Raw genomic sequence first — 22,352 nt, 5'->3', positions numbered from 1 at the left:
CCTTCATTAGCAAGGCGTTTTGTCCTTTTTTAGATTGCCGAAAAAACATAACCCTTATGCTTTACACCCCCGAAAAAACACAACGATACCTGCCGTTGCTCGGCGTATTGCTTCTCATTGCCACTTCCTGTTCCAGACCGAAAAAATTGGCCGGACACGACAAGACCGACCACTACGCCAATGTATTGGACATGAAGCATAGCCCTAAGAAAGAAAGGGAAAAAGACTTCGTGGCCTTTTTTGATATGGGAGCTTGGCATGGGTTCGCCTTAGCGGGCGATGGCAAAAGCGCAAACGGCTTTTCCGGTCCGTTTTCCTCCGGCAAAAACAACGGCACTTGGCTATCGGACTGCGCGGCGAGGCTGGAACTGCTGGACCCGAAAACCGGCGAATCGCTAGGCAAACCAAGGGACGAAAAGAAAATCGCTTTCCCCGGCCGTTTGGAGCAGTCGTACCGCGTTGCGGACTTTCAGGTCGAACTGACACTCTATTTCGTTGACGGAAGGTCGAACTTGGTAAACGCCAAGATTACGAACACCTCGGACAAAAACATTGATTTTGATCTCCGTTGGGCCGGTAGCGCACTGGGCCCGAAAGCCTTGATCGACGCCAAAAACGGCGGAGCGGGTATTTTTTACGAAGGCGATGCGCAACGTTTCGACGTTTTCCCTTCGGAATATTCAGAAATCGACCTCAGCGGGCAATCATATTCCATTCAGGAAAGTAAAACGCTTAGCTTGAAAGCCAACGCCAGTCTTAACCGCCAAGTGTTGCAATGCCTGACCTTCGACAGCGCCGAACGCGGAAAAGTAATAGCCAACCGTGCCCAAACTTTCGCCAACGCGGAAAAACTCTATAAAGAAAACCGGAAGCGCTGGGAAGGCTACGTTACCGGCGTGACGCAAGGAAATCACGACTGGGCGAACGGCCCTGCGTACCGCCGATTGGCCGTAAAGTGTCTGCAAACGTTGGTGTCGAACTGGCGGAGCCCGGCGGGCGAGCTGAAGCATTCGGGCCTTTTCCCGTCTTACCACTACCGCGGGTTCAACGGCTTCTGGGCTTGGGATTCCTGGAAACACGCCGTAGCCTTGGCCTATTTCGACGGCAAGTTGGCGCAAGACCAAATCCTGGCCATGTTTGATTATCAGAACGAACGCGGCATGATCGCCGACTGCGTATTCCGCGACACCTCTATAGAAAACCACAACTGGCGCGACACCAAGCCCCCTTTGGCCGGATGGGCCGTAGCCGAAGTGTACGCGCGCACCGGCGACAAGGAATTCCTGAAAGTGATGTACCCGAAACTAAAGCGCTATCACGAGTGGTGGACCAAAGACCGTGACCACGACAAAAACGGCCTCTGCGAATACGGATCGACTGACGGAACCCGCGTGGCGGCGGCTTGGGAAAGCGGTATGGACAACGCCGTACGCTTCGACAGCGCGAAGATGCTGAAGAACAACTCGAAGGCATGGTCGCTGGACCAAGAGTCCGTAGACCTGAACTCTTTCTTATTTGATGAAAAAAATCGCCTTGCCGAAATAGCCGGAATTTTGGGTGAAAAAGGGGAGGAGGCCCGCTACCGCAAAGAAGCCAAGGAAATGGCTGAGCGTGTACGCAAAACGATGTATGACGAAGAAGACGGCTATTACTATGATGTCAGGATTCCGGGCCAAAGCAAAATCAAGGTTCAGGGACCTGAAGGCTGGTCGCCTTTATGGGCTGGCTTGGCCACGGCGAAACAAGCTGAGAAAGTAAAATCCGTAATGTTGGATCCCGCGAAATTCAATGGCAAATTGCCTTTCCCTACTTTGTCTATGGCCCGTCCGGAGCTAAAGCCTGTTAAAGGTTACTGGCGTGGCCCCGTTTGGGTAGACCAAGTGTATTTCGCCGTATCGGGTCTGCGCCGTTACGGTTTTACTGAAGAGGCCAACGCCCAAACACGTAAATTTATCGAAACCGCCGAAGGCTTGCTCGGCAACGCTCCAGTAAGGGAAAACTACAACCCGAAAACGGCCGAAGGGCTGAATGCCAAGCATTTCAGCTGGACGGCGGCGCATATCCTGATGATGTTGAAGAAAGAAAAGCCAGACGTAAAGCTATAGTCCAAAGTACTAACGGAAGGCGAGGCGACGAAACAATACCTTTTTGCGTCTTGTTTTCCGCTTAGGACTAACGGACAAACCAATGATGAACTTACGCTTGAACAAAGCGGCCTTTGTGTGGGCCCAAGAGATGATTTCGTCGAAAAGGATGATAAAGGGGGGATTGGATTGGGATGAAATCCGTGATGACGAGGACGGACACAAGAATATGTTCAAGCGTGACGGAGCATTGGAGAGTTCCATGTGGTTCTTGGCTGTAGACCCTACCAAAGATCCCCTAACGCCCGAGGCTTACGACCTCCCGATAGGGGATTTTACCCACGTATATACGGGGGCGCTGGGAGCTATTAAAGACTTCGCGAACGACAACGAGTTGTTCGAAATCCAAAACGCGGCAATTAAACTGTTGGAACAGTCCGGAATAAGGGATTATTCTAAATGAGAAAAAAGTAAAGGGCAGAGAGCACTGGATACATAAAAAACGTAGAGGCGGAATTACCGTCTCTACGTTTTCTTTTACGAATGTATTCACAAAGAACTATTTACGTTTTACTCTGGACTCTTTTCTAAATTTTAAAAGTTAAGATTCATTCCGTCACTTTTCATAGAGTTGACGATTTTTTTGAGGTGCTTGCGCTTCAGTTCGCAGACCATTTCCAACACTACGGTATTTCGGTCGGAACGGACCAGAAAGATTAGGCCCTGCACATGTCCTTTGGCCTCTTTTATCATCACGTCCACGTCACCTCCCTTGTTGCCGTTGCTTTTTACCGTCATTAATTCGTCATAGCCGTCTTTGCGTAGTTTTCGTACCACATCGTCAATTTTCAGTTTGCCTTTGAGGTCAGGAAGCTCCTTGTCCACGGTCATAAAGCTGAAACTCTTAACACTATTGATAAACTCGCTGACTTCCTTGTCCTGCTCTTCGCCGAACAGCGAAAGCATACCGAGGAAATTTCCGGATACGCTCATAGTGTTTACGCCGTCGTATTTTCCGAACTCATTGCGGATTTCCTCAAAATATTTGCTCTGGCAATAGCTCAGTGTGGAGAACATCGAAAAAAGAAACAGAGCGGTAATCGATTTGGCTATAACTGTGGCTTTCATGCTTATCGTATTTAATGGTTTGTTCTAAAAATCAGTACAAGGTAAATAGTAGAGCGTAAATAGTCTGGGTATATATTGTTTCGGTAAGTTGTTAATCAGCGATTTACAAATAAACGCAAAGCGGAATTTAATTCGACTCCAGTACTTTTTACGCTTTACTCTGGACTCTCTACTCCTTCTTTTTCTTTCCCCCGACTTTATCGAGATCTTCCATTCCTGGGATATCAGCGCTACCGGAGAGCTTGGAGATCTTGTCAAGATCCAGGTTACCGGTGATGCTTAGCATCACAAAATTGGTGGGTGAGGCCGAGAGCAGAACCAGTTCTTTGATTTTACCGCTTTTGTCCTCATCGATGTAGAAGCGAACTTCGGTTTTGTTGGGTTTGTGAACATAAAGGAGCTCCTCGTATCGGTTCTTTTCGAGTTTGGCACCCGCCTTCTTGAACATGGTCAATCCATTCGTTACGTTATCGGCGGCCAAGACTTTTAAGCCTGTCAGGTTCGTGATTACGCTATCGAAATCGTCTTGGTCGTCATTGGCGACTTCGGCCATTAGGCTGAATAGTCGGGGCTTGATTTCGACAACTGTAAAGCGCTCGTCTCGAGAATATTCGGAGAAGAATTTATCCAAAGCGCTTTGCGCAAAAGCCGAGCTAAGACCAGCGCAAAATATCATTAGAGATGCGATTAAGGTTTTCATATTCAGGTCGTTTTAGTCGTCTGTAAGTGCCCATTGATTCCGGATATCGAATAGGTCTTAGGTAACTGGTATTAAGTATTGGGTACTTTATCTGTGCCGCTAATCAAGATCGAATACCTAATAGAGGTTTCCAGTGATAGCCAGACAGATTCTATACTCTTTACTCTTTACTTTTTATTGAACCTCCTTTAGTGGATAAACTTCCGTACTTTTTCATCATCGAAAGTTCGGATATTGGGGAGGTCACTTTTTCAGTTTCGTTGAGATAAGAAGCCGTCATCGCCAAGGCTTTGCGCAGTTCGGCGTATGCCTGTTCAGGATCGTCGATTACTACGTGTTTGGCCATGGCCGGGGTCTCATCTTTCAAAGGATTCGTCCATAAGCCGTAAGCCAATACACCAAGGAGAGTCAACGCTACCGCAACGCGTCCGAAATGGGGCATGGGGATAATCCGGGCGCGGAGGCCGAGACTTGAGGCCAAGTCTTTTCTCGGTTCGCGCTTCCGTTCCTCTTTGTAGAAGGCGAACAGCGGAGCGTAGCGCTTCAGTCCTTCAGCCACGTTCGGGCTGTTGAAGTACTGCTTAAGCTCCTTTTCCTCCTCCAGGGAAGTTTCACCGTCCCAGTATTTCTCCAAAAGAGTTTTTATCCTTTCCATATCGATATCGTGTCGTTTCTTTTTTGTTGGTATTTGGTCTTAGGTATTAAGTATTCGGTACAATACTGAGTCTAGTATTTAATACCTAAGACTGCTAATACCTCAGACCAGTAAAACCTTGTCCCATTATTCGGGAAGATTTTCCATCTGTTCGCGGACTTTCCGTCTGGCGCGATGGATGTTTACTTTTACCTGGCCGAGATTCATTCCCGTCATATCCGCTATTTCCTCATAAGCGTAACCTTCCACGTCGCGGAGATGCAACACCTCACGCTGTTGGTCCGGTAGGTCGGCGATAATGCCCTTTACCCGGGCCATGGTTTCGTTTTGCTCGGCGCTTTGGTGAGGCGTTGGCCCCGGGTGGCTCAAGTTCCAAGCTTCGACTATGTCGATATGCTTTCGCTTCACCTCGGTACGAAGCCGGTCCAACGACCGGTTTCTGACCATAGTCATGCACCAAGCCTCGGCGTTACGGCATTTGCGGAGCTGGGCGGGGTCTTTCCAGAGCTTCAGGAACACGTCCTGTACCACGTCCTCGGCCTCGCTGACGTTATCGACAAGGCGAAGGGCGAAACGGAACAGTTTCCGTTGCATGGGCGTGATGATATCCAAAAACTCGTTTACTTTCATATCGGAAGGAGGACGCGCAAAGGCGACAGAAGTTACAGGCTTAGTAAAAAAATATGAAAAAAATTGAAATTGGCCTTAATGAATATGAATAACTTGCGGACAAAACGAGTCTAAGGACACGCTAACGGACGTTCGGCAACGTTCTGCTAATAGCCGGTGTCTTTGCCAAAATTATTCTACGGCCTATACGGGCCAATTTTAGCGTTTTATCTATGAGAATTATTCTGCTGTCCATTCTGATGTTAGTCACGGCCATTGCGCAAGCCCAACCTGTCGCAAAGGATTTTGTAACCGTTAAGGGCCCTTCGATTCATTACGCCAAGAAAGCTTTTCCTATGGACATTGTGGCCATGGACGAGGACGGCTATTACGGCTACAGCCACGGACAATCGTTTTCGGATCCGGACAAATATTTTTTTGACATTTACGACAAGGAGTATCGCAAGGTGACTAGCCACAGGATTCCGGCCAAACTGAACAAAAGGCGAACGAAGTTTGAGGCCATAGTACTGCACGGCGGTGAGATTAGGTATCTTTCTTCCTATCTGGATATGAAGAGGGATAAGCGATCGCTGTTTATCCAGACGATCAATAAGAAATCCGGAGAAACACTGGAATACACCGCCATGAAAATAGGCGAGAGGCGCACGGGAAGCAACGCCCAAAACGACAACGGCAAGTTCTGGATTAAAACATCCGAAGACAATACCAAACTAATGGTGCTAAGCACGGACGCCGACGCTACAGGCGAGAACGAAAAGCTGGAAATGGTGGTGTATAACGCCATTATGACCGAAATGTACCGCAAGACGATAAAACTGCAATACCCGTCGGAACTATTCGATTTCGAGCAAGTGAACCTGTACAACAACGGCGATGTGTTGATTTTGGGCAGACACTTCAAGGAAGTGCGTATGCTTGACCGCGCCGGGGTTCCTAACTATCGTTATCGGATTTTCCGTTACGAACGTTTAGGGCAACTGGAACGGACTTATCCGATTTTCTCTACAGACAGGTACCTGCACAACCTAAGACTGACACGCAACCGTTTCGACGAAATCATATGCGCCGGCTTTTACTCAATTAATCCCGATCCAAAAAAAGGTTATGACGGAGTTTTCTCCCAAGTAATTAATTCCGATACCGAACGTATCGTGGCTGAAGCTTATTCACCCTTTGGGGAAACTACGGCAATGGAAGCCCGTAGCCTGAAAGAGCGCGGACTTATGGAGATGAAGCCCAAGGAAAAAAGGGTGCATACGGTAAAAAATCTGGTGAACAAAGAATTGATCCCGAAAACGGACGGCGGTATCATTATTATTTCCGAACAAGTGATAACGAGCTCTGTGGAGCCTGGCAGGGACTTCTCGATTAAGTTTAACGCTAAAAAAGTTAACACCGCTTCCACTTTAAAGAAGAAATACGCCTATAAATCAATATTGGTGACGAGTGTCAACCAAAACGGCGATGTCCAATGGAGTAAAGTGATTTCCAAATCGCAGGGCAACGGTACGGGAAAAGATGTTTTCGCCTCTTTCACCAGCCATATCGACGACGACAAACTTTACCTTTTCTGGAATGACAATCCGGAAAATACCGGCTTAATCAACAACCCTTCGCCAAAACAGACTGGTGCTCCGGCGTCAACCGTTCTCCGTGGCGTGAGGATTGACAAAGACGGTAATGCCATAGAAACGGCGGTAGAGCGTGGTGTCGCCGTTTATCCATCAATCACCTTCGCTAAAACTGGAAAGAAGCTGACATTCTTTAGCTGGAATAAGCGTGGGTATAGGTTTACCGATTTGAATTTTAGAGGGAAGGAGTAAGTCCGGTAGGCACCCTGTTTGGCTGAAATAAAAATATTGGGAACCCGTCTTTCGAGAATTTCGAAAGACGGGTTTGTTCTTTATAACCCTTTGACCGGCCTTTCTGGATAAGCTATCTTTGGTTCAAACCGAGGCATCGAGCACTAAAAATGCCCGAAACCCATTGTCACTCTATTTTCTTTTATTGACTTCATCCTCGGTAATATAATTGTCCCGGTTCTTATCCCTTCGGGAAAAATTCTCTTTGAGCTTTCCTTTCGCTTCGTGCTTGGATATTTTCCCGTCGCGGTTGGTGTCCATTCGCTGGAGCATTTTTGAAAAAGAAGACTTTTGTTTTTTTTCCGTTTTAGGCGTTTCGGTTTTAATCCCGGGTTCGGTATTCAGGTTATTCGTTCCGTCAATATTCCTTACGGCTCTCACGAAATTATACACATAACGGACATCGCCCTGCGGACCGAAAAATTGAGGATACGAACTCTTATTACCACTTTTTGGGTCACTTCTTTGGCTCCCCGCTCCGTGTACATCCATCAATCTGCCACGCATTTTGCCTTGGCTCTCTCCAAAAGCGATATACACGGCGCTTTCGTTCGGGTTTTTGCCATCCAAGTGCGTAGTGCTTGTCCAGAAATACGGATATTGGCCTGTGTTGCCTTCAGGATCCGTCATCTCTGTAGTGCCAAAAATGGGGTCAATGGCGGGCGATTTCTCCGTTTTGGGCGATCTGTTGTAATCCACGATGCTTTGCAATTCCTTGGCGTTGGGCAGTCGCCAATCCTTATGGTTTGCCAGTTCAAGATTCTCGGCGTAATCCAACGACTCTTCCCAGTTTCTGGCCAAACCGTCATCGGCCTTTTGCCACATTAGGCCGGTGGCCAAATCGCTGACCGTTCCGTCTCCGTTATCCACAAACCGGTTTTTGCCGTAATCGGGATTTCCCCTTACCAAACGGAAATACATTTTATTCTCGTCACGTGTTCTCGGGTTGTATTTGGGGTAACCTTTAATGCGTCCGTCCACGAAATTCACTCCGAATACGGTCTCGTCATTCCGCATCGTCTTGCCTACATATTCCGTCGACGACCACGTTTGAGCGTCAATCTCACGTTCTCCTTTTTTGGTGTCCCCAAGCGGTTGGTTAAAGTATTTTGTATCGATAAAAAAATCGACGGCATGTTGCCCTTTTACTTTTCCAGTGAATAAAATCAGGGAATACAACTCTTTGATAGTGGGCACCCTCCAATCCGAATAACCGGCAAGTTTCGATTTCTTGGCCTTTTGGAACGCCTCCTGATAGGTCAGTTTATTTCCCATATCCTTCGCCCACATCAGGCCCGTCACATTATCCGTTACCGTTCCGTCCCCATTGTCCGTATATGAAGGCGAATGACCGTTATAGTTAGCGTCCTGCCCGTAAAAAGCGTCGCCTTCGGACGGTTTCGAGATTGTGGTGACATCCGAATAATAGTTACTAATGCCTGTATCGACAATTGGGTAAGGATGTTTTGTGTCTTTCTTATCTTGTCTGGCGGTAATGTTTTTCCCCGAGGGGACAGTCATCATGTCTTCGGAAAAAATGATCTCGCCCTTATAGTTCTTGCGCAACTCTTTTACAGTCGCCTCTTCGTCTATTTCGGCATTTACAAAATGGGTTAACACCAAGGCTTTGACATTGGATTTTTTCGCCATAAGCGAACTTTCTTCCAACGTAACATGGGCCCTTTCCTTATTTCCCGCCCGCTTTTTTCCCGAGCCTCCGTTAGCTCTTTTCCTTCCGCCTTTTTTAATGGCTCCGCCGGAATCTATAATCAGAATGTCCGCGTCTTTGGCCAAGGCCGGCAAGCTTTGGGAATAGACCAAGTCTCCGGAAATCACGATCGACTTTCCTCCGGCGTCAAATCTGTAAGCCACCGTATGAATGGAGTGGTTCACTTTAGCGCTACTTACCTTGATTTCGCCGATTGTAAAAGTCTCGCCACCCTTCAAGTCTTTTACTCCATAGTTATTCTTAACGTCATTCAGCGTCCGGCCGCTTTTTCTCATTCTGTATTCTATATCCTCGTCATATAAGTTGATGATCGAAGAGACAAAACCTGAAGTAGGAGCGGGACCGGCGACCAGAAACCTGTTTCCGCCCAAAAGACAACGGATAAAAATAGGGGTAAACTCCTCGTTATGATCCAAATGATGGTGAGTGAAAAGTAGGCCATCCAATTGCTTCATCCGGATTTTGCCTTTGTCCAGGTTCGCTTGGGTGCCGTTTCCCATATCGACCAAAATCTTCGTGTCCTTATAACTGACAAGAACCGAAGGCCCCGAGCGGTCGGGGTTATACTTTGGAGAACCGGAACCGACTATGGTGGCTTTTAGCTCGGCGCCTTCTTGTGCATAGGAACTTACACTAGCACAAACCAAAAACAGGATTATAAATATTCTCATGTGGTTTTGATTAAAATACAGCGACAAGGTTTAATCCTGAAAAAAAATACTTGAAAATTTTCTTTAGGATGGCCTTGCCATCAAGATTGTAAGTGGCTGGTTCCACAATTTATTTTTGATCGCCACAGGGAAGGTAAACGGCCAACATAACGCGATGGGATTTGTTACACCTATTGGTTTTGAAAAGAAACGTCACTCCATTTTCGAAACCCTAAAGAATCCGCTTTCAGACAGAAAAGTGTATGTACAAGTGTCCTCCGTTTTTGATTTTTGTGGCTTTCGCAATACTACAAGCTTGTTCAAAGAAGAAAGAAGCGCCGGCGCAGGGGGCCTATCAGCTTTCCCTGCCCGTCATTACCGTTACTCCCGCCGATTATGTGGGTTACGACGCTTTTCCGGCTACGGTCGAGGGTGTTCGTACGGTTCCCGTAATGGCGAAAGTGGCGGGTTATATCGATTCGGTGTGGGTGGATGAGGGCGATTACGTTCGCAAAGGCCAACGTCTTTTTGTTCAGGAATCGAACGCTCTTGGCGAGAGTGTGGCCGCCGCTTTCGCCGCGATCAAAACGGCAAAAGCGAATGTGGAGACGGCAAAAATCGAAGTCGAACGCCTGACGCCTTTGGTGCGTGAAAAAGTCGTCGGGCCTGTGCAGTTGCTTACGGCGGAAGCCAGTTTGCAGGCCAGTATCGCCACTTATGAGCAGGCAAAACGAGACTACGAAAGCCAATTGGCGATGGTGGACTACACCGAAGTGCTAAGCCCTGTAGACGGGGTAGTCGGGCCGATAACTTGGCGGGAGGGGACTTTGGTCGGGCCCAGCTCCACGAATGCAGTGATGAGCCTAAGCGCAATCGATAGTGTATATATTTATTTCGCTTTGAGCGAACAGCGCATACTTAGAATTATGAACGCCATTGAGGGCAAAACGCTGAACAAAAAAGTTCAGGACATGCCTCGCGTACGTTTTGAGATGGCGAACGGAAAATTTTACGGCGATTTGGGAGACGTGCGATCGACCACGTCCGACGTAAACCCGATGACTGGATCGGTCCGGTTACGCGCGACGTTCCAAAACCCAGATGGCTTATTGCGCAACGGCAGCACGGGAAAAATACACGTTCCGAAACCCTACAAACAAGTACTGGCAGTTCCCGAGGTAGTGACTTTCGAAACCCAAGACCAAAAGAAAATATTTGTGGTTGGCCCGCAAGGGAAGTTGGAAGAGCGTGTGATAAAGATTGCCGGCATAGTTCCGGGTTTTTTTATAGTCGACGGGGGGCTGAAGTCAGGAGAGAAAGTTTTGGCCAAAGGGATCATCAAGGTGCGCCCGGGCATGAGCATCAAGCCTATTCCCGTAAAGGCCGACAGTATAGCGAAGGCCGTCAAGACCGTATTTAACTAACGCCTATGTTCAATCGATTTATAGACCGTCCCGTTTTGTCGTCCGTGATCGCGATCATTACGGTGGTTCTTGGTCTTATCGGTATTTATACTATTCCGGCGGCCCAATACCCGGATATCGCCCCGCCGACAGTCCAGGTTTCGACCTCTTATCCGGGAGCGAACGCCGAGACAATGCTTAAAAGCGTGGTGAGCCCAATCGAAGAACAGGTAAACGGAGTGGAAGGGATGACTTACATTACTTCTACGGCCAGCAATACCGGAAGCGCTTCGATTATGGTTTTCTTCAAACAGGGAACGGACCCCGACATCGCGGCGGTGAACGTCCAAAACCGCGTGGCCAGAGCGAATTCGGTATTGCCCACCGAAGTGATCCGCCAAGGAATCATTACCGAAAAGCAGGAGAATTCGGCCTTGATGTACGCCTCTGTCTTCACTACAAATAAAGAATACGACGCCGTTTATCTGGATAATTATATCAACCAGAACGTTTTGCCGGAGTTGAAGCGGATCGAGGGCGTAAGTAATGTTTCCTTATTCGGCCGGAAAGAATATTCGATAAGAGTATGGCTGGACCCCGCCAAGTTGGCCGTTTATGAGATAGAACCTTCGGAAATAGCGCAAGCTATCCAGGAGCAAAGCCAAGAGGCGTCGCCGGGTGCCTTCGGGCAAAATTCGGGACAGGCGTTTGAGTATGTCTTGAAGTACAAAGGGCGTTATAATCAGGTATCGGAATACGAGAATGTTGTTTTGCGGGCGTCGGAAGACGGTTCGTTTTTATACCTGAAAGATGTCGCCGAAGTCAAGGTTGGGGCATTGTCCTATTCGTCCGTATCGCGGTCAGACGGAAACCCCGCCATAATTTTCGGTATGTTCCAGACGCCCGGGTCAAACGCCCAAGACATCAACAACGCCATTGTCGCCAAACTTGAGGAGCTGAAGAAGGATTTCCCCAAAGGCATAGACTATGTGATTAACTATAATACAAACACGTTTCTGAACGCTTCCATCCACAAGGTTGTAAAGACTTTGACCGAGGCGTTTGTCTTGGTGTTTATCGTGGTTTTCATATTCCTTCAGGATTTCCGGTCGACTCTGATTCCCGCCATTTCCGTCCCCGTGTCCATTATAGGTACCTTTTTCTTTCTGGAATTGCTGGGCTTTTCCATGAACCTGCTCACACTGTTCGCGATGATTTTGGCAATAGGAATCGTGGTGGATGACGCCATCGTAGTGGTCGAAGCCGTGCACGCCAAGCTGGAAAAAGGGGCCAAAGACGCGAATAAGGCTTCGAAAGAAGCGATGAGCGAGATTAGCGGAGCGATAATTTCCATAACCTTGGTGATGGGAGCGGTTTTCGTTCCGGTTACGTTTATCAAGGGGCCTGCGGGCGTGTTTTACAAACAGTTTGGTATGACGCTTATTGTCGCCATTTTTATTTCGGCCGTCAACGCCCTGACCCTGAGCCCCGCTTTGTGCGCCATCTTTTTGCGAAGCGCCGCAAAGGAAGGAATAAGCAAAAAGAATCGTTTTTTTACGGCTTTCAATGTCGCTTTCGAAAAGGTCAAAAGCCGTTATACCGGGGCCGTAAATAAGATTATAAAGTTGAAGTGGGTTACCGCCGTGATTTTGGTCTTTTGCATTGCTATGTTGGTATGGGTGAACGGACGGACGCCTACGGGTTTTGTGCCTTCGGAAGACCGTGGAGTCATTTTCATCAATATGGAATTGCCTTTGGCCGCTTCCCTCGACCGGACTTTTGCGGCTACTGAGGAATTGAGGGAAATAATAAAAGGCGCTTATGGCGTAAAGAATATCACGTTTAGCTCAGGCGTGAATTTCTTTTCGGGAGCGGGAAGTTCGTACGCTTTGGGTTTTATTACCCTTACTGATTGGAAGTCGAGGTTGAGCAAAAAGGGCGATATCAATAATATAATCAAGGATCTGTATATAAGGGCCAGTCAGGTTAGCGACGCCAATATTATCTTTTTTACTCCGCCTAGCGTTCCGGGCTATGGCAGCGCCGACGGTTTCGAGATGCAGTTACTGGACAAAACCGCCGGAGACCTAAACGCTTTCGACCTTGTGGCGAAGGATTTCGTGGGCAAGCTGTCCTCATCGCCGGCTATTTCTTTTGCCTCGAACTCATTCAACACCGGATTTCCCCAATACGAAGTGGAAATAGACGTGGTAGGCGCCAAACGGGCCGGAATAAGCGTCAACAGTATTTTCGGCGCTTTGCAGGGTTTCTACGGCGGATTTTATGTGTCGGATTTCAACAAGTTCGGCAAACCCTATAAGGTATTTATGCAGTCGGACCCCAGGTACCGTAAGAACGAGGCTTCTTTGGACCAGGTATTCCTGACCAACGCCCAAGGGGATATGGCCCCGATCGACGCGTTTGTTTCTTTGAAAAGAGTGTACGGCCCGCAGACACTGAACAGGTTCAACCTTTTCAACTCCGTAACCATAAACGGTTCTTCGTCGCCCGGTTACAGTTCGGGCGACGCCATCAAAGTCATAAGGGAATTGGCCCAAGGGCTTCCGGACAATTACGATATTGCTTTCAGTGGAATTACGCGAGAGGAAGTGGCCAACGCCGGGCAGGCGCCCATAATTCTGGCCTTGAGTGTCCTGTTTGTATTCTTCTTTCTTTCGGCCCAATATGAAAGTTACTTCCTGCCTTTCGCCGTTTTGCTTTCTTTGCCTATAGGCGTGTCGGGAGCGTTTCTGTTTACGTATTTGACCGGTTTGGAGAACAATATCTATTTCCAGATAGCGCTGGTGATGCTGATCGGGCTTTTGGCCAAAAACGCCATTCTGATAGTGGAATTCGCCCGCCAAAGACGGGAGGAAGGATTGCCTATTATAGAAGCCGCTGTGGAAGGCGCCCAAGAAAGGCTCCGTCCGATATTGATGACGGCTTTTGCTTTTATACTGGGTCTGTTGCCTTTGGTATTCGCCGACGGAGTGGGAGCGCACGGCAATAGGTCTATCGGCACAGGCGCCGCGGGAGGTCTCTTTGTGGGTACCGTTGTCGGGGTGTTTTTTATTCCGGCGCTTTATGTCCTTTGCCAATGGACTCAGGAACGCTTGCTAAAGAAGAAACCTCAGTGATGAAGACACTAAAGCGTTCGTATATACAAGTTCTGTATTTTGGGCTCATTTTCCTTTTGGGAAGCCTGTCTTCGTGTTTAGTCACAAAGAAATTCCAAGCGCCTGAATACGACGAGCCTCCTTTGTTTAGTCTGGACACCTTGAGCGGGTCAGGATTACGCGTCGGGAATTACGGCTGGCGAGCCTTTTTTACGGATTCCCTTCTGAGGAAATTTATAGACAGCACGCTTCAAAACAATTATGACAACCAGATCGCATACGAGAGGGTATTGCAGGCGCAAAGCTCCTTTAAGCAGGGTAAGATTGGATATATCCCAACGCTAAGTTTGAGCGGGCAAGTGGAACACCAAGATCTTTCGAGCGCTTTTCAGTTTGCGCCTAGCGAACAATATACCCTTTCCGGAGCGCTGAGTTGGGAAGCTGATATCTGGGGGAAAATAACCAGCGCCAAGCGAATGCTCAAAGCGCAGTTTCAGCAATCGGTGACGGCTAAAAAACTGATGCAAACCCAATTGGTAGCCAAAACGGCAAACGCTTACTATGCCTTAATAGCCCTGAAAGAAAGCCGTATTCTCCTTGAGCGAACTCTGGTTTTGCGTGAAAGAGGACTTATTTCAACGATCAGGCTTTTTGACGCCGGCATGTCAAATCAATTGGCCGTGGAGCAAGCGAGAGCCCAAGTGGAAAGCGTCCGGGTAATGCTGGAGGAAAACAAACGCAGCGTGACCATGGCCACGAATACCTTGATTATGCTTACCGGAGGTTCATTGCAGACTATGAACCTGGGAACGGTGGAAGACCAACGCACTCCCGAAACAGTGGATGTCGGAGTGCCGGTGGAAGCCTTGCGGAACAGGCCCGATGTACAGGTCTCGGAATTGGCGTTCCGGGCCGCATTTGAGAATTTCAATATCGCAAAAGCATCGTTATACCCGACCCTCACCATTTCGGCTATGGGCGGTTTCCAATCATCGGAGTTCGACAAGTGGTTTACGTCCAGTTCATTGTTCAATACGTTGATAGGAGGGCTCACGCAACCGATTTTTATGACCAGAAAATTGAGGACCCAGAAAGAGATCGCCGATTCTCAACGGAGAGAAGCCTTGCTGGATTTCCAAAAGACACTGCTCGAAGCCAGTACCGAATTAAGTAACTTGATGGAAAGTTATGGCGCTTATCAGCGGAGTTTGCTTGAATTGCGCCGTCAGGAGGAACACCTAAGCCGCGCGTTTGTTATCGCCGAACAGTTGATGGAGTACGGCAACGCCACCTATCTGGATATCCTGACCGCTCAGGAGGCGCTTTTGAATGTGCAATTATCATTGATTCAGGCCGAATCCAATCGCTTGCAAACACTTGTCGGGATTTATAGGGCCGTAGGCGGAGGCGTGGAATAGAGATCTCCATCTTTTGTCAGGCCCCTTTTTTGCCTTGAATATTGCGTGTTCCACCATAAAGCAAATAAGACGAATACTCATTCAAAAAGTAGGGAAGGGGGCGAGGACCGTTTCTCTGAATCGCCCCTTATGCTTCAGAGAAAAGCGGCGCATGACCGGATTTTCAATAAAAAGGAAGTGATACAAAGGGCGGTGGGTTTTGAGATTGAGGTGGACTATAATCCCATACGGAACCATGCGCACGAAATCGAGCGTTATGAGGAGCGTATTCCCTGCGCCCGGTCACGGTTTGAGCCTTTTCATGAGCGGGAGGTTTTGCTGAAAGGAAAAAATTTCGAGATGCAAACCGATGTCGGGGCCACCAACAAGATCGCTTATGTGGAATTCGTGACCGCTCCCTTCGAAGAAAGCCCTAAAGGGTTTCATGAGTTGCAAGAGTGTTTCGCTACGCTGACGGCCCTGATGAGGACTTTGAACCAAAATGCCCGTCGTGTTAGGCCCGAGGGTTTACCCATTACCAAGCTTGCCCCTTTCGGCACTATAGTCCCCGGCTACGAACAAACGCTCTTCAAATTTTATAGGCATTGGAGTAATAACATCTTCAACGGTAACTTTCATTTTACGGCGGGGATTAGGTTAGACCGTATCCGAAGAGCCTTTTCCGATATTGCCGCCCCGGCAACGGACGAAGACGAAGAGACACGACTACAAAAGGCGGGCGGAAGAAGGCATATTATGCGCATACAGGATTCGCGCTACGGCGACCAAGACGAGATGTACGGCGAATATACCAGAAGCTTGCTTGACCAAATCGAAGCTATGGGGCAAGCCATTGATTTGTCGCCGGAACTTGAAGGCCTGCTGTTGCTGATTGGCTTTTACATTAAGTTCGGCGCCCGCGAGATTCCCAAATATTTGCGTTCATTTTCGCCCATGTTATCCCGCACGGATTTCGGTTCCATGTTCCAGAGTCTTGATCCCGAGCTAGTCGAGTCGTTGAGTCAAAACGATGCTATGGAGTGGCACAAAATCGCCAGCATACTTACGTCTTATCTTGAAACTAATACCAAAGGACTGGACTCGCCACTGTTTCCCGAAGGACTTTACCACGAAATCAAGAAATTCGAATCCAGACGCTTTCTGATGAACGATATCAGCATAGGGAAATGGATGCACGGTATGGCACACGGTGTAGATTTGCTTACGCTCCGTGACAATCCGAGAGCGGAAGAACTCCGCTTACAACTGGATACGATGGGAGCTATGGGAAGCCAAATGGACACAGTGGGGCCACAGATGCAACACAAAGCCCCGATTATCGAATTCAGGAATATGGGCGAACCGTACGGGGTTTCTTTATGGCAGAGCGTCGCCGAACACGTATTCAGATGGGTTTATGCGTTGAATAAAGATATTGACCACACTTTTATGGATATCGATAATTTTTCGATCCCCAAATGGAAGCCCAAAGAAGCTCCGGAGGATTAAAAAAACGATTACTCCAAGGATCGGATTAATTTGATGTTCTTTATTTCAAAGTCTGTCAAAAGACTGGCGACATCTTTATTATTAGGGTTATACCATTCTTGGTTTTCAAAATATTTTTCCATTTCTCCGCCCGATTTAAAATCATATTCATACCGGGCGAAGATCTCGTTTCTCATAATCCGAAGTTCCTCTTTCGAATAGGTCATAAGTTCTTCCTTCGATAATAAACGATAGGAAGCGAATTGATAATCACCGGAATAATAATCGTCGAGAGACTCTGATTTAAAGCCAAACGCAAGGTTTACGATTTCCTTATAGGAGACTCGTTCCGTTAAAAGTGCGGATCCACTAAAGTTTTTTTCTTTTACGTTGACAAATTGCCCTTCCAGTTCGTCCGAGATTAGTCGTCCGTTTTTAATTCTAACATTGCTTAGAGTTTGAAAAATATGTTTGTAACCGTTGGTTTTATAGTTACTGTCCATGATCCATTCAAAAGATCTGATTTGGGCGACCACCTCATTACCGTGCGTGTTTATCACAAGAAGAGTTTCTGATTCGGACATGCCAAACGTATATACGCCCACATATTTCGATATATCTTTGTGGATCTCCTGGGTAAACGATACGTTTTCATAATCCTCCTCCGCTATCGTATAAACTTGACCTTTGGTGGAGAGTGTTACTAGTGTGAAAAAAAGTAGAATCGCGGATCTTATTATTTTTTCAGAATCCATAGCCATTTAATCGAACTGAATTAACCGTTATACAAAAATCACATACCTTATTTCAGGGACCCGAAATTATAACTAAAAATGAATCGAAGTTATATAAATCTAATTTCGCTTTAATAAGGGGAATATTCGTTGATGGTAATTTGGTATCTGCTTTTTAGCCTTCTAAACCCAGCCAGTTTTATTTCTTTATAAGCGATCAGATATTGTTCATCAAAACAAAAAAGCAGTCAGGGTACCCCGACTGCTTTTCTATATAGGTAAAATACGATTCTATTACTCTTCGATCACGATACGGAAGCCTACGTTGTAGACTTGCTGCCACGTCGGGTAACCTTTGCGGTAGCCAGCGGCGGCTTCGCGCGGACGTTCCATAAACGAACCTCCGCGGATTACCTTGGCTGTTTTGAGGTTGCCGTCGTTACGACCGTCTTTGTTGGTGTACGGGTAAGGGATATAATCCGAACGGGTCCACTCCGCAACGTTACCGTGCATATCGTAGAGGCCCCAAGCGTTCGGCTTGTATTTACCGGGAACTGACTGCAACATGGCACCGTCATCCATTCCCTCTACCTTCGGAAGGTAATCGTGGAATTTGAAGTCGCTGCGCTTACGGCTGATCGGTTTCGGATCAACGCCCATTACGGCCATATCGCGGAGGCTCTCGTCGGCCAAGTTGGCGTATGCCGTAAAGTTGGCTGTAGGATCGCCGTATGCCATATCGCTGTCGCTACCGGCACGACATGCCCATTCCCACTGCGCTTCCGTAGGGAGTTTTACCTTCAGGCCTGTTTTCTTGCTCAAAAGTTCGCAGAACTCATTGGCCTGTTGCCAAGTGACACGAATAGCCGGCTGGTCGTTTCGGTTGGCTTCGTAGCCCGGACGCGTATGGTCTTTCCAGTGCTGGTCCATCACACGGCTGTTGTGCTCAGGCAAAAGCGCGCGCACCTGTCCGTTGCTCACCTCGTATTTTGCCATCCAGTATGATTTCTTAACCTTTATGCGAGTCTTAGGCAAGGCTTCGGCGTCAACGTCTTCCGATCCCATTACAAACTCTCCGGCCGGGATTTTCACCAGCTCGATACTCTGTCCGTTGCCCAAGTCGATAGTCTTGGTTTCGGAACCGGCTTTGGCCTGCATGGCCTTGGCTTTGGAGGTGTCGAACGGCCAGTTACGGGCTTTTACCTTTTTGTATTTAGGGGCCGGGACCGGTTCAGGCAAGATCGGCTCGATTGGTCCGCGGGCTTCGCGGGCAGCGTTGGCCTTGGCTAGCTCCACCTCGGCGGTGTATTCCATGTTGTTGATTTCCTTCATCAACTCTACACGGCGGTCTTTCTGGTTGTTGCCACGGTATTCGGTCACACCCAAGAAATCGGCGTGGTAAGGCACGTTAAGGTCGATCCAAGTGATAAGGCGATCGCGTTCCTCTTGCGTAAGTTTCACATTGTGGTGGCCTTTGTTCAGCTTCGATACCAACTCACTGGTGCTGGCGTGGAAGTCCATCGGCGTCAATACGTTCAGGTCAGACTCAGGGCCCGGACGGCGAACGAATTTCTGCAAATCGAAATAACTGCGGCTTACGTTGCGGTAAGGCAAAGTGGATTTGTCGGCGAAGTTAGGAAGCTCAGGGTCGTTTCCGTTGTGGCAACCCACGCACTTGGCGTCGAGTACCGGCTGTACTTCGTTGACGAAAGAGAACGGACGAACGTCGCCGTAGAATGGAGTGATCTCCACCGGACTCTTGGTAGAGGCGATGGTTCTCTTTGGTACCGGAACTGTGTTCTGGTCTTCGTGACAACCGATACAAGAAAGCGTCTCGCCTGGCATGGCTGTCAGCCAGCTACGCATTACCTGCATGGCTTGTCCGTGTTCGTCAAGCGGTTGCAACGAGATTGCCGTGTTGGCCGGAATCTTAAACATCGCCGAACCGTCCTCATAAACGGGCACGGTACCCAATACGCGTTTCACGTCCCAGGCCGACTCTACGCCCATGGCGTCGTTGTTACTCTTTGATCTGTTGTAAGCGAATTTATAAGCGAAAACCCTGATGGACTTAACCGTTCCGCGGGCAACACCTTTCATGCCGCGCCCTTCGTAAATGTCGGCGACATAAACCGTTGCGTCTTTCTTAGTCGGGTTCACCTTGCTCGGAATTACCGGCGGAGTTTTGCGCTTGCGCATCGGGAACACGTCGCGGATACCTTCGCCTTCATATTCCTTTACAAGAGTGATATTATCAAAAGTATCGACTAGGTAGAGTCCCCAGAGTCCGCCCGGCTTCATTTTGCCCGTAACCAGGAAGTAGTTTCCGTCAAGCGGATAAGGGTTTACGAACTGTGGCCATACGCCGTCAACCAAACGGTCTTTTACGATAGGAACGATTTTCTTGCCCCTGCCCGGGATTCTCTGGATAGCGCCGTCGGCTTCGAAACGTCCTACGGCCGGATCGAAGATTACGAGCTCGCCCGAACGTCCAACGCCGTGGTGGCCCGATACGATACCGATAAGCTTGGTCTTATGTCCCGGAATCGGCTTGGCGTCGAAGATGGTGTTTGGCCAGTACGAGGCGCTGCCGTAATATTCTTTTTTTCCGGTTCCGTCCGGATTCATATGCATCAATACGCGGGTGTAGTAGTGCACGTTGTCTGTGTATTCCCAACGCAGGTACATAATACGTCCGTTCGGAAGCACTACAGGATCCCAGTCATTATCCTGACCAAAGTTGATCTGCTTGAACTTACGGGTCTCCGGATCAAGCTTACACATACTGCCCACAGGGTCGGAGCCGTTTACGCAAGGTACACCCTGCATAGAAACGTTCGATACCATAGCCACTTTTCCGTCCGGAAGGTAGCAGGCGTCGTAGAAGTCAAGGTCGTCGTATTTGGTAGGGGAGATCTGGCGGAGGTTGGATCCGTCTGAATCCACTTCGAAAAGTCCCCAGCGGCCTTTGTCCGTAGCCGAAGTAAACATGATTTTGTCGGCGTCGAAGTGCAAATCCAAATCGGTGATCGCATGCGGTTTCTCCGGCTTATAGATAGTCTTCGAATCCACGTCGCCTCTCAGATTAGAGAGTACGGCGATTTGCGCATCCCAACCCTTGTCCGGGCTACTGGTAGAGCCGATGGTCTTCCAGTTGTTTTTCGGCAAAGCCATATCCGGAGCGTTAGGGTACTTGGATCTGGCTTTGTTGCCCAATTTATGGCGAACAACCAAAAGCTTGTCAAAATCAAGCAACGGATTGGCCATCAAAGCCTCGCGCTTGAACGTCTCGGTCTTGGCGATCCACTCGATAGCGCTGGCTTCTCCACGATAAAGATCTTTCTTTACTTTATCATATTCAGCCTCTTTGCGCTGAAGCTCGCCCAGGTATTTTTTTCCGTTATATTTTCCTTTGAACTCTTTGCTCATGTTCTCGATAGAAAGGCGCATCGCCTCGAAATCGAGCATGGAAAGGCGGTCTTGCGCCTCAACAACGCTGTTGACCTTTGTAAAAAGATTGAGGAACGCTTCCGCTCCGGCGTTTTGCCCTTTCAGCTTTAGGGCCTGGTCTCTGAAAAATTTGTCGTCGTCGAGGTCACCCAAGGCCTTGTTAACGATCTTGCGCTCGAATTCCGTTCCCGGAGTGTCCAAGTACTTGTCGGCGGAACCTTTGGCGTATTTGCTAAAGAGGTAAGCCTCGTTTGGGAAATCCTTGGCCACTTTACTCAGCACCGAGCCCGGCGTAGCGGCGAGGACCATAAATTTAGCGCTGCTTCTCCAATTACCGCCACGGGTATCGATTCCCACTTCGGCCTCGAAGCGCACGTACTTTTTGTCGAGCTTATAAACGATTTCGCTGTAAGCGTGAGCGCCTATACAGTGCTCGAACACTTTTCCGCCCACGTTGGCTTTCTCGCCCAAAAGGCTGGCGCCCTTCATCGGCCTTCTGGCACCCACTTTCGCGGATTCCCAGTCGATATCGTCAAGCCAAGTGACGTTGCCTTTTCTGTCGATCAGTTTGGCGTTGCCCCAGATCCCGTGATCGTAGCCGTTGCCGTTTTTGTCGCCATGAACAACCAATACCATCGTATTCAGGTCGCTGATATCGGCCGAAATGGCCGAGGGCTTGTCCTTCTGTTTCTTCACCACCGAAGCGACAGGGGTAAAGTTGAGCTTTTCGATAAAATCGACATAAGCCTTTTTGCTGGCCACCAAGGTCGAAGCCCAAGTGTCCTTTTTCACATAATAGCCCTTGTCCTTGCCTCTGCCGGCCTGCGCCAGAAAGGGGAACATCAGGAGAAACGCGAACAGCGATGTCCCGATCCAGTGGGCATTTCTTCTAAATGCCTTAAAAAGTCCGTGTCTTACCATTGTTATTAGATAATTGTTGATTGCCGAGTTCAGGATAATATGCATCGATGATTTTTTAGGAATCCATCAGCGTAAATCCATATTGAACATAGCGCAATTTATAAAAAGATAGAAGCGAATGGCAGACTTAGCGTTTTAAATAATAAAAGATATGTTTAAAATATGAACAAACCCCCTCAAATTTAGGAAAAAGAACCATTTCAAAACACAACAGCTCACCCGTTAATTGCCGTTAACGCCTCGGCTTCCCAATGGAAAGAAAACGAATCGTTACTCTTTTAGAGTGTGGATAGAGTCATTTCTTAAACGAATTACCCCAAGTTCATGAATCACGATATATACTGATTTAAACTTGTTCATGCTAAATCGATCAAAAAAGTAATTTGGCAATAGAGGCTGATT

At 48.2% G+C, this 22,352-nt stretch carries 14 protein-coding genes; 7 read left to right on the top strand and 7 right to left on the bottom strand.

Features of this window, described 5'->3' with window-relative positions; genetic code table 11:
* The first annotated feature begins 56 nt into the window (after positions 1-56).
* Together AABK39_RS21295 and AABK39_RS21290 are read left to right on the top strand one after the other, a co-directional pair.
* Complete coding sequence (locus tag AABK39_RS21295; protein ID WP_338395260.1) at positions 57-2,105, top strand: MGH1-like glycoside hydrolase domain-containing protein; 2,049 nt, start codon at positions 57-59, stop codon at positions 2,103-2,105.
* Between the two features lie 82 nt (positions 2,106-2,187).
* Complete coding sequence (locus tag AABK39_RS21290) at positions 2,188-2,547, top strand: hypothetical protein (protein WP_338395259.1); 360 nt, start codon at positions 2,188-2,190, stop codon at positions 2,545-2,547.
* Positions 2,548-2,678: 131 nt separating this feature from the next.
* On the opposite strand, the gene AABK39_RS21285 is transcribed toward AABK39_RS21290, so the two are convergent.
* The 4 genes from AABK39_RS21285 to AABK39_RS21270 all read right to left on the bottom strand — a co-directional run bounded on the left by AABK39_RS21285 (position 2,679) and on the right by AABK39_RS21270 (position 5,197).
* A complete protein-coding gene (locus tag AABK39_RS21285; protein WP_338395257.1) occupies positions 2,679-3,212 on the bottom strand; it encodes a DUF4252 domain-containing protein in 534 nt (177 codons plus the stop codon).
* 169 nt (positions 3,213-3,381) lie between these two features.
* On the bottom strand, positions 3,382-3,912 hold the full coding sequence (locus AABK39_RS21280; RefSeq protein ID WP_338395256.1) for a DUF4252 domain-containing protein: 531 nt from the start codon (positions 3,910-3,912) through the stop codon (positions 3,382-3,384).
* 160 nt (positions 3,913-4,072) lie between these two features.
* Positions 4,073-4,567 (bottom strand): hypothetical protein, encoded by a 495-nt coding sequence (locus AABK39_RS21275; protein WP_338395255.1) that lies wholly within the window; start codon positions 4,565-4,567, stop codon positions 4,073-4,075.
* Between the two features lie 126 nt (positions 4,568-4,693).
* Positions 4,694-5,197 (bottom strand): RNA polymerase sigma factor, encoded by a 504-nt coding sequence (locus AABK39_RS21270; RefSeq protein WP_338395254.1) that lies wholly within the window; start codon positions 5,195-5,197, stop codon positions 4,694-4,696.
* 212 nt (positions 5,198-5,409) lie between these two features.
* Here AABK39_RS21270 and AABK39_RS21265 point away from each other — a divergent pair, with 212 nt between their 5' ends.
* Complete coding sequence (locus AABK39_RS21265; protein ID WP_338395253.1) at positions 5,410-7,023, top strand: hypothetical protein; 1,614 nt, start codon at positions 5,410-5,412, stop codon at positions 7,021-7,023.
* 171 nt (positions 7,024-7,194) lie between these two features.
* On the opposite strand, the gene AABK39_RS21260 is transcribed toward AABK39_RS21265, so the two are convergent.
* A complete protein-coding gene (locus AABK39_RS21260; RefSeq protein ID WP_338395252.1) occupies positions 7,195-9,462 on the bottom strand; it encodes an Lcl domain-containing protein in 2,268 nt (755 codons plus the stop codon).
* Positions 9,463-9,704: 242 nt separating this feature from the next.
* Between AABK39_RS21260 and AABK39_RS21255 the strand changes: the two genes are divergently transcribed.
* The 4 genes from AABK39_RS21255 (at position 9,705) to AABK39_RS21240 (ending at position 16,866) form a co-directional block, all read left to right on the top strand.
* Positions 9,705-10,865, top strand: coding sequence for an efflux RND transporter periplasmic adaptor subunit (locus AABK39_RS21255; RefSeq protein ID WP_338395251.1), 1,161 nt, complete (start codon positions 9,705-9,707; stop codon positions 10,863-10,865).
* A gap of 5 nt (positions 10,866-10,870) precedes the next feature.
* A complete protein-coding gene (locus AABK39_RS21250; RefSeq protein ID WP_338395250.1) occupies positions 10,871-13,981 on the top strand; it encodes an efflux RND transporter permease subunit in 3,111 nt (1,036 codons plus the stop codon).
* Complete coding sequence (locus AABK39_RS21245; protein WP_338395249.1) at positions 13,981-15,378, top strand: TolC family protein; 1,398 nt, start codon at positions 13,981-13,983, stop codon at positions 15,376-15,378. The genes AABK39_RS21250 and AABK39_RS21245 overlap by 1 nt, the downstream gene beginning before the upstream one ends.
* A gap of 129 nt (positions 15,379-15,507) precedes the next feature.
* Entirely contained in the window at positions 15,508-16,866 is a 1,359-nt protein-coding gene (locus AABK39_RS21240) for a hypothetical protein (RefSeq protein ID WP_338395248.1), read from the top strand.
* 8 nt (positions 16,867-16,874) lie between these two features.
* Here the strand turns inward: AABK39_RS21240 and AABK39_RS21235 are convergent, their stop codons facing one another.
* Positions 16,875-17,600 carry a YARHG domain-containing protein gene (locus tag AABK39_RS21235; protein WP_338395246.1) on the bottom strand — a complete coding sequence of 242 codons (726 nt, stop codon included), beginning with the start codon at positions 17,598-17,600 and terminating at the stop codon, positions 16,875-16,877.
* Between the two features lie 273 nt (positions 17,601-17,873).
* Entirely contained in the window at positions 17,874-21,995 is a 4,122-nt protein-coding gene (locus tag AABK39_RS21230; RefSeq protein WP_338395245.1) for an SUMF1/EgtB/PvdO family nonheme iron enzyme, read from the bottom strand.
* Positions 21,996-22,352: the final 357 nt, after the last annotated feature.

The sequence above is a fragment of the Fulvitalea axinellae genome, from assembly GCF_036492835.1.
Classification (GTDB): Bacteria; Bacteroidota; Bacteroidia; order Cytophagales; family Cyclobacteriaceae; genus Fulvitalea; species Fulvitalea axinellae.
This window is presented reverse-complemented; position numbering and strand designations above follow the sequence as displayed.

What these genes read in the sequence shown, in the direction of transcription:
- AABK39_RS21295 (WP_338395260.1), top strand. Translation starts at nt 57, where the DNA reads ATGCTTTACACCCCCGAAAAAACACAACGATACCTGCCGTTGCTCGGC.
- AABK39_RS21290 (WP_338395259.1), top strand. Translation starts at nt 2,188, where the DNA reads ATGATGAACTTACGCTTGAACAAAGCGGCCTTTGTGTGGGCCCAAGAG.
- AABK39_RS21285 (WP_338395257.1), bottom strand. Translation starts at nt 3,212, where the DNA reads ATGAAAGCCACAGTTATAGCCAAATCGATTACCGCTCTGTTTCTTTTT.
- AABK39_RS21280 (WP_338395256.1), bottom strand. Translation starts at nt 3,912, where the DNA reads ATGAAAACCTTAATCGCATCTCTAATGATATTTTGCGCTGGTCTTAGC.
- AABK39_RS21275 (WP_338395255.1), bottom strand. Translation starts at nt 4,567, where the DNA reads ATGGAAAGGATAAAAACTCTTTTGGAGAAATACTGGGACGGTGAAACT.
- AABK39_RS21270 (WP_338395254.1), bottom strand. Translation starts at nt 5,197, where the DNA reads ATGAAAGTAAACGAGTTTTTGGATATCATCACGCCCATGCAACGGAAA.
- AABK39_RS21265 (WP_338395253.1), top strand. Translation starts at nt 5,410, where the DNA reads ATGAGAATTATTCTGCTGTCCATTCTGATGTTAGTCACGGCCATTGCG.
- AABK39_RS21260 (WP_338395252.1), bottom strand. Translation starts at nt 9,462, where the DNA reads ATGAGAATATTTATAATCCTGTTTTTGGTTTGTGCTAGTGTAAGTTCC.
- AABK39_RS21255 (WP_338395251.1), top strand. Translation starts at nt 9,705, where the DNA reads ATGTACAAGTGTCCTCCGTTTTTGATTTTTGTGGCTTTCGCAATACTA.
- AABK39_RS21250 (WP_338395250.1), top strand. Translation starts at nt 10,871, where the DNA reads ATGTTCAATCGATTTATAGACCGTCCCGTTTTGTCGTCCGTGATCGCG.
- AABK39_RS21245 (WP_338395249.1), top strand. Translation starts at nt 13,981, where the DNA reads ATGAAGACACTAAAGCGTTCGTATATACAAGTTCTGTATTTTGGGCTC.
- AABK39_RS21240 (WP_338395248.1), top strand. Translation starts at nt 15,508, where the DNA reads ATGCTTCAGAGAAAAGCGGCGCATGACCGGATTTTCAATAAAAAGGAA.
- AABK39_RS21235 (WP_338395246.1), bottom strand. Translation starts at nt 17,600, where the DNA reads ATGGATTCTGAAAAAATAATAAGATCCGCGATTCTACTTTTTTTCACA.
- AABK39_RS21230 (WP_338395245.1), bottom strand. Translation starts at nt 21,995, where the DNA reads ATGCATATTATCCTGAACTCGGCAATCAACAATTATCTAATAACAATG.